2 protein-coding genes are annotated in these 6,785 nt (G+C 62.5%); both read right to left on the bottom strand.

Annotated elements, in window-relative coordinates; genetic code table 11:
* Positions 1-291: 291 nt before the first annotated feature.
* Positions 292-1,635 (bottom strand): alpha/beta fold hydrolase, encoded by a 1,344-nt coding sequence (locus tag AC1RZR_RS32770; RefSeq protein ID WP_481827232.1) that lies wholly within the window; start codon positions 1,633-1,635, stop codon positions 292-294.
* Between the two features lie 232 nt (positions 1,636-1,867).
* Positions 1,868-6,682 (bottom strand): nSTAND1 domain-containing NTPase, encoded by a 4,815-nt coding sequence (locus tag AC1RZR_RS32765; protein ID WP_481827231.1) that lies wholly within the window; start codon positions 6,680-6,682, stop codon positions 1,868-1,870.
* Positions 6,683-6,785 lie beyond the last annotated feature (103 nt).

Raw genomic sequence — 6,785 nt, 5'->3', positions numbered from 1 at the left:
CGCGATAACGCAGGAGCTGAAATTTCTCGGGCGCGTTTGTCCCAACGTAAGAATGCAATGCGCATCCTAAAGCGATCCGGACAAGCGGCCGCAGCCGGACCCTTTGCATACGTCCAATTCCGGATCCTTTCTTTGCCCTTGCTCCAGTACGGGATGAAAGCGCGCCGGCACCTACTGCAGCGGCCCGACCGAGAGCTGGCTGAGATCACTTCCTCGAACTGCCGACACATTTGGTGCCTCACTGTATGCTTCGGTGCACGGCGGTCCGGATGGATGGTGTCTGTTGCGAAGCTACGCGGCCGGATTGTGCATCGCCAGGAAGACAGCCGTTTCCTCGAAAAACTGGTCGTAGGCTGACGTGCCTTCAATGAGCACGTGGTTATTTCCCGGCAGTTCGACGAACATCGCCCCCGGAATGAGTTTTGCCATCAGGCGGCCCTCCTCGATCGGCACGACGCGATCGCCCACGCAATGCAGCACGATCGTTGGCACACGGACCCTCTTTGCCAGCTCTGTCACCTCAACTTTGCTGTTCATTTGCCAAAGTCGCATCGCCGCCTCGGGGCTCGTGGCAATGCGCTGTAGTTCGTCAAAGCTCGCCATAATCTCATGTGGGGCGTCGGGGATGAACGTCGAAGTGAAGAAATGCCTGAAAACAGGATTCGGCGAGCCCCAGCCGTCGCGGATCATCATCGTCCCGGCTTCATACAGCTTCCTTTGGTCGAGACCCGGTCGCTTTAGCCGACCTCGGACAAAACCACCCAGCAGGACGAGACATGTCACTTGCTCCGGATGCTCCACAGCATAGCGCACGGAAAAGGCGCAGGCTTGCGAGATGCCGAGAAGCGCGAACCGATCCACCTGTGAAGCAGTCGCGACTGTGGACATGTCACCGGCCATTGCATCTTCCGATATAGTCTCAACCTCCCAGTCCGAGAGGCCGTTTCCGCGCTGATCGAACCGCACGAGATGGCAAAACTTGGCGAGCTTCGCGAGCATCGGACGCCAAATTGGACTGTGCCATTCGTACTCAAGATGGTTCAGCCAATTCGGACCCTTCAGCACCGGCGCTCCCTGGCCAATGCTGGCCCAAGCCAGCTGCACGCCGTCCGACGCCGTCGCGAACTGTACCCTCTGATGCAGCGCCGCCTCGACAGGTCGAGTCGTCTGTAGCGCCGCGTCGGCGCACACGCCGCCCGGCTTGGCGAGCCCCTCTAGCCGCGAGGCCACGTTTACGCCGTCGCCGAAGACGTCTCCGTCCTCGAAGATGAGGTCACCGAGATTGATCCCGACGCGGTAAAGGATTTGGGTGTTCTCAGGCTCACCGCTGTTCCGCTCCGCCATCGATCGTTGGATTTCGATAGCACTTTCAACCGCCTCGACGACGCTCGCAAACTCGACGAGCAGGCCGTCGCCCGTGGTCTTGACGATATTGCCCCGATGCGCCGCGATGCTGGGCCTGACGACCTCACCAATATGTGCCTTCATGCGCGCAAGCGTGCCGGCTTCGTCCACCTCCATCATCCGGCTATAGCCGGAAACATCCGCGGCAAGGATCGCCGCAAGCTTCCGCTCGAAAGGGTTGGCCACCATGCCGTAGCGTACGGGTCGAGCAGCCCTTTTGTCGAGCTGCATTCCTAGCCACGCGCTTCGATGTGCCGCAGCGTTCAGATGCCAGGACCGTACGAGATCGATCGAGCTTCAAACTCATGGTCAGATGTCCGTTCATGGGGCACGACCAAGACATTGTCACCCGCGATGTCTGCTCCGGGCGCGGCGGGGTTTGCCTCTTTGGCGGGCATCGCGGCGCTAAGTTGCCCGTTCCGGCGGCCGGCTCAAACGGCAAATCTGACCCCCGTTGCCCACATCAGCCCGGACAAGTACCAGCTGCAGGGTCTGCAGGAAGGAAGAAGCTTCGCCGCTCGCAAGGGGTGAGTTCGCGAGGCACGGTGCGCCGGGCGAAGTCAATGAGGTCCTTGGGTTTTTGGAAGACGCGAACGATACGAACCCTTTCTTCGCCGGAGACAATTGCGACCCGCGTGCCGTCGGAACTGAAGGCTGCGCGTGGAAGGCCCGGTCGAACGGTCGCTTCGTCCTGGCTGGCAAGGACGGCAATCTGGCGCCCCGATTGCGTCGCCCATAGCCTGACCGTGCGATCTTCGGACGAAGCGGTCACGACATACAAGCCACTGGGACTGAACTGGGCGCTGTCCACCGCGCCGCCGTGGCCCCTAAGAACGGCCCTTTCCAGTCCGCCAGAGACGCTCCAGATCCGGGCGGTTCCATCGCGTGAGGCAGTCAGCAGCGATTGACCGTCGGGGCTGAAGGCGACCACCGTCACCTCGTCGGTATGTCCCTCTAGCGTTACGACGTTTGCTCCGTCCATGGTCGACCAAATTCGGCCCGTGTGGTCGAGTGAGCCCGTGGCGACCAGTTGACCGTTCGGGTTGAAGGCCGCTGCCGTGATGCGATCGCGATGCCCCACAAGAGGCTTGAGCTCAGCCCCGTCCGCCTTCAGGAGGTAGCCCGCATTGTCTTCCTTGGCCGCGAAGATCAGACGTCCGTCGGGGCTGAGAATGGCCTGCGGCAGATTGCTGCTTGTATTGATGACGGCCAGCTCGGTGCCCGTCGCCGCGTCCCACAGCTGGGCGGTACCGTCGATCGATGCGGAAACAAGCAATTTGCCATCGCGACCAAACTGGATCTGGATCAGCCCGCCATGTGATTGGAACCGGGCGGTCTCGAATCCCCTGGCCACCTCCCAAATTCGGACCTGGCCCTCAAGAGATGCCGTCGCGACGCGCCTTCCATCGGGACTGAACGTCGCGCGTTGAACGATCTCACGGGTATCGAGCCGCATGATCTCGCGCCCGCTTACAACATCCCATAGATGCACCGCGCTGTCGCCGCCACCCGTCAGCAGGTGGACATTGTCAGGACTGAAGACCGCGAAGGTCGGCCGATATTCATGAGAGAGCGTGGTCGTCAGGGCGCCGTCGACATCCCACAGCCGAGCGGTGCCATCGTGTGAAGCCGTGAGAAGAATGTTGCTGTCAACCGGGCTGAATTCCAGATGCTCTACCAAAGAATCATGACCAGCGATCGTCGTGACCTGCGAGGCTCGTTCAACGTCCCAGATGCGGATCGGCCCATTGACGGAAGCGGTCGCCAGGAAGCGGTCGTCCGGGGTGAACGCACCGTTCATCTCCTCATCGCGTTGGTCCGCACCGATATCGGCGAGCCTCAAACCCGAAACCTCCTGGCCGAGCAGGCCATGCGGCGTCCCCGACGCTCCATCCCAAATCCGGGCAGCGCCATCGAGTGATACCGTGGCAATTCGCTGACCCCCGTGACTGAAAATCACGCCGTTCAATTGCATGTCGCTTTTGTGGCCGGCCAACTTTGCGATCTCCGTTCCTGTCGACACATCGTAAAGGCAGGAAGTACCGCCGTACGAAAGCGGTGCCCACGCGCCAGCCAGCAGCCGGCTTCCGTCGGGACTGAATGCCAGGCTGTAGGGCAGGAAGTTCATTCGGATTGACCGTGTCAGTGCGCCATCTGCGGTATTCCAGATCGATACAACATGCTTGTGTGCCGTCGCGAAGCTGCGACCGTCCGGACTGAAGTCAGCCCGTGCATATCCATCGCTGCCTACACTCAGGACTTTCTTCCCTGTCCGGACGTCCCAGAGCACTGCATCGCTGTTTTCCCCCGCCGTTAGCACCTGGTTGCCATTCGGGCTGAAGATTGCCGTTGGATAATTGCCTACCGGCTGCAGGATGGAGAGCTGTTCTCCCGAGATGGCGTTCCAGAGGCGCGCAGTGCCGTCTCTCGCGGCCGTTACGATCCGGCTCCCTTCAGGGCTGAATTCAGCCCGCTCCACGGCCCCTTCATGACCTTTTAGAACTGCAGTTTCGACACCGCTGGAGATGTCCCAGACGCCTGCAGTTTTATCGTAGGATGCAGTGACGATGCGATCGCCCGTCGGATTGAACGCCGCATCCGCCACGCCGGCGCCATGCCGGAAGATTTTGATCTGGTGGTGCGCCAGCAGGGCCTTGTAGAGGGCTGCCTCCGCTTCAAAGAGATATGGCCGCTCGGATTGGTCTTTCGAGGAAAGTGCTTCGAGCGCCAAGAGGATCGCAGCCTCGGTGTTGCCTGTCGCCGTGGACTGCTGCGACAGAAACGAGAGCGAAAGAGACTGATTGCGCAGCGCCTGGTCGCGTTGCCAGCTTGCTTCCTCCTGCGCCTTGAAGGCGACCAGTGCGCCTGCGCCCGCCAGGAGAGCGAGCACCATCGCCACAATCGCGGCATTGCGCGTACGTCGGGCAAGCCGGTTTGCCGCGGCAGCCGCGAGGCTCCGGCGCTCGGCCTCGCGCTCCAGCCGCTCGCGTTTTGCCTCTTCGGCGGCCTCGATCAGCGCCAGTTCTGCGTGCCGGTCCTTCTCCTCTTTCTGCTGATGGGCACGCACGGACGCCTCGATGTATTCAAGGACGTCATCGTCGACCTCCTCCCGCCTTGACAGCAGCAGCTCCTCGCCCTCCGCGAGGCGTTTGCCGGACGGAAGGAGAAGCTCCCGATTCCTGCTCTCCAGGTGCCATCGGTGGGCGTCGGCCCTTAGGCGTTCGCGTGTCTCGAGGAAGTTTCGGTTTGCATTCACAATGTCACTGGCGCGCGGCCAACGGCTCAACAGTGCCTCATGGGCAACGCGGACGAGGACATGCCCTCCGGCGTCCTCATCGCTGACGAGGAGCCGTGCGTCGATCAGGGCCCTGACGAGGGCCGATCGCGCGGGGGTGCCTGCAACTTCGGTGAGCAAGGCCGGACGTGCCGTCACCGTTTCATCGCCCGGATTTGCCGTGGTGAGGGCGCGCAGCACCGCGGGCAAGGCCTCCTGGATCTCGGGCGCGAGCAAGTCTACGACTTCATCGGCGCGGCGCGCGATTGCGCCTTCGAGCCCGCCGAGCGCGCGATAATGCGCAAAGGTGAGAACTCGTCGCTCGCGACCGGCCTCGTACAACGCGTCGAGTACGAACTCGAGAAGCGGCAATGATCCGGGATCGGCAGCTGCTGCCTCCTGCAGCACATCATCGAGCCGCCCCAACTCGGCACTCTCCCCGAAGCCGAGCCCGGCAACGCCGGCCGGTTCGCGGATGATCTGCCCGATCTCTGGGCCAGTCGGCGGCAGGAGTTCGTAGCTGGCGAGCCCGTCCTTGAGCGCCGAGAAACCCGGGACCTCACCACAGCGGTGAAAGAAGTCCGAACGGATCGCCGCGATCACCCAGACCAGTCCGCTCGCGGCCAGCGCCGCCATGAGCCGCACAAGGGCCTCGCGCGTCGCCGGCTCCCTCTCCGTCGTGAACAGCTCCTCCAGCTGATCGATGGCGACAAGCAATCTGATCTGCGGACGGGCCGGCCCGGCGGCCTTGCCAAGAGCCTGTCGAACCATCGCCAGTGCCTTATCCGGCGCGCTCCTGCAGAGCCGGGCAAACTCCGCCGCTGTTACTTCGCAGGCCAGCTCCGGCACGGCAGCCTCGCGAAGCAGTGCCGCGGCCAGCACAGCGAATGCATCCGGTCCTTCGGAGAGGCGGATCAGGCAGCGGCGCCACAAGGATATGCCCGCCACGGCTCCAGGCCGGGTCAATGACGGCAGCAGGCCAGCGCGCAGGAGGGAAGACTTGCCGCAACCGCTCATTCCGTAGATGAGCAGGAATGCCGTGCCGCTGGCTGCCTGCTGCTCCAGTCTTGCAGTGCAGGCAGCAATCGCCCGCGCTCGGCCGAAGAAGAGGTCGGCATCTTCGAATTCGAATGCATCGAGACCGCGAAATGGCGACCTGACCGGTTCCTCCGAAGCAAGGGGGATGCGGTAGATGCGCAAGGCGCGTGCGACGTTCTTCAGCTTGTGCTCGCCGAGATCGACGAACTCGAGTTGCGAGAGTCGGTCTTGAGCCTGCGCGTGGACCGCCTCCGTGACGCAAATCCCGCCCGGTCGTGACAATTTTTGCAGATGAGCGGCAACCTCGACGGCCTCACCCGCGAGGTGGTGGCCCTCGGCAACGACATAGCCCAGGTGAACGCCGATCCCGAAGCGCAGGCGCTTCGTCGCGGGAACTTCGCAGTTTCGCCTATCGACGTCATGCTGGATCTCACTCGCACACCGCATCGCCTCGACAGGGCCGGTGAACTCGGCCACCACGCTCTCTTCGGCGCTCCAGAACACGCGACCCGCATGTTGCACCAGCAGCCGATCGATGATCTGCCTATACTCCCGGAAAGTTGCAGCAGGGATCCGCTCATCCTTGCCTGTTGGCCGGCCCTCGGCGGCCACTTCGGCGGCCAGAATGGTGGCCATTCTCGGTCCGGCATTTGAGGGAAGGACCAGCCTGTAACCGCGCCTCGGCACTGTCTGCACGACGGCCTGCCCATTGTCGTCGAGCGCCGCACGGATCTCGTGAATGCATTGCACCAGGCTGTCATCGGTCACGGCTACACCGTTCCAGACCACCTTCATCAGGTCGTCCTTGGTGATGACGCGATCAGCGTTCTCCAGAAGGTGACGAAGCACCGCGAAGGTCTGGTGGCGAAGTGCGATTGTCCTGTTGGACTTGTCGCGCAAGGTCTCGCTGCTCAGATCGGCGGTAACGCCGTTGAGTACGAACGTCGTCGGGGGCGAGCTATCCAAGCCGGTTCCCTCAAGCACGAAGCCGCAGTCCAATTCTTCGATCTTAGCACGGTTTCGCGCTGCGAAGAGTGCTCACCATCCAGACCGGCGGGGAGCTCAGATT

It is taken from the genome of Mesorhizobium bavaricum (genome assembly GCF_056781655.1).
This window is presented reverse-complemented; position numbering and strand designations above follow the sequence as displayed.

Bases quoted from the DNA above. Each gene is read 5' to 3' on its own strand.
- AC1RZR_RS32770 (WP_481827232.1), bottom strand. From the start codon at position 1,635: ATGCAGCTCGACAAAAGGGCTGCTCGACCCGTACGCTACGGCATGGTG.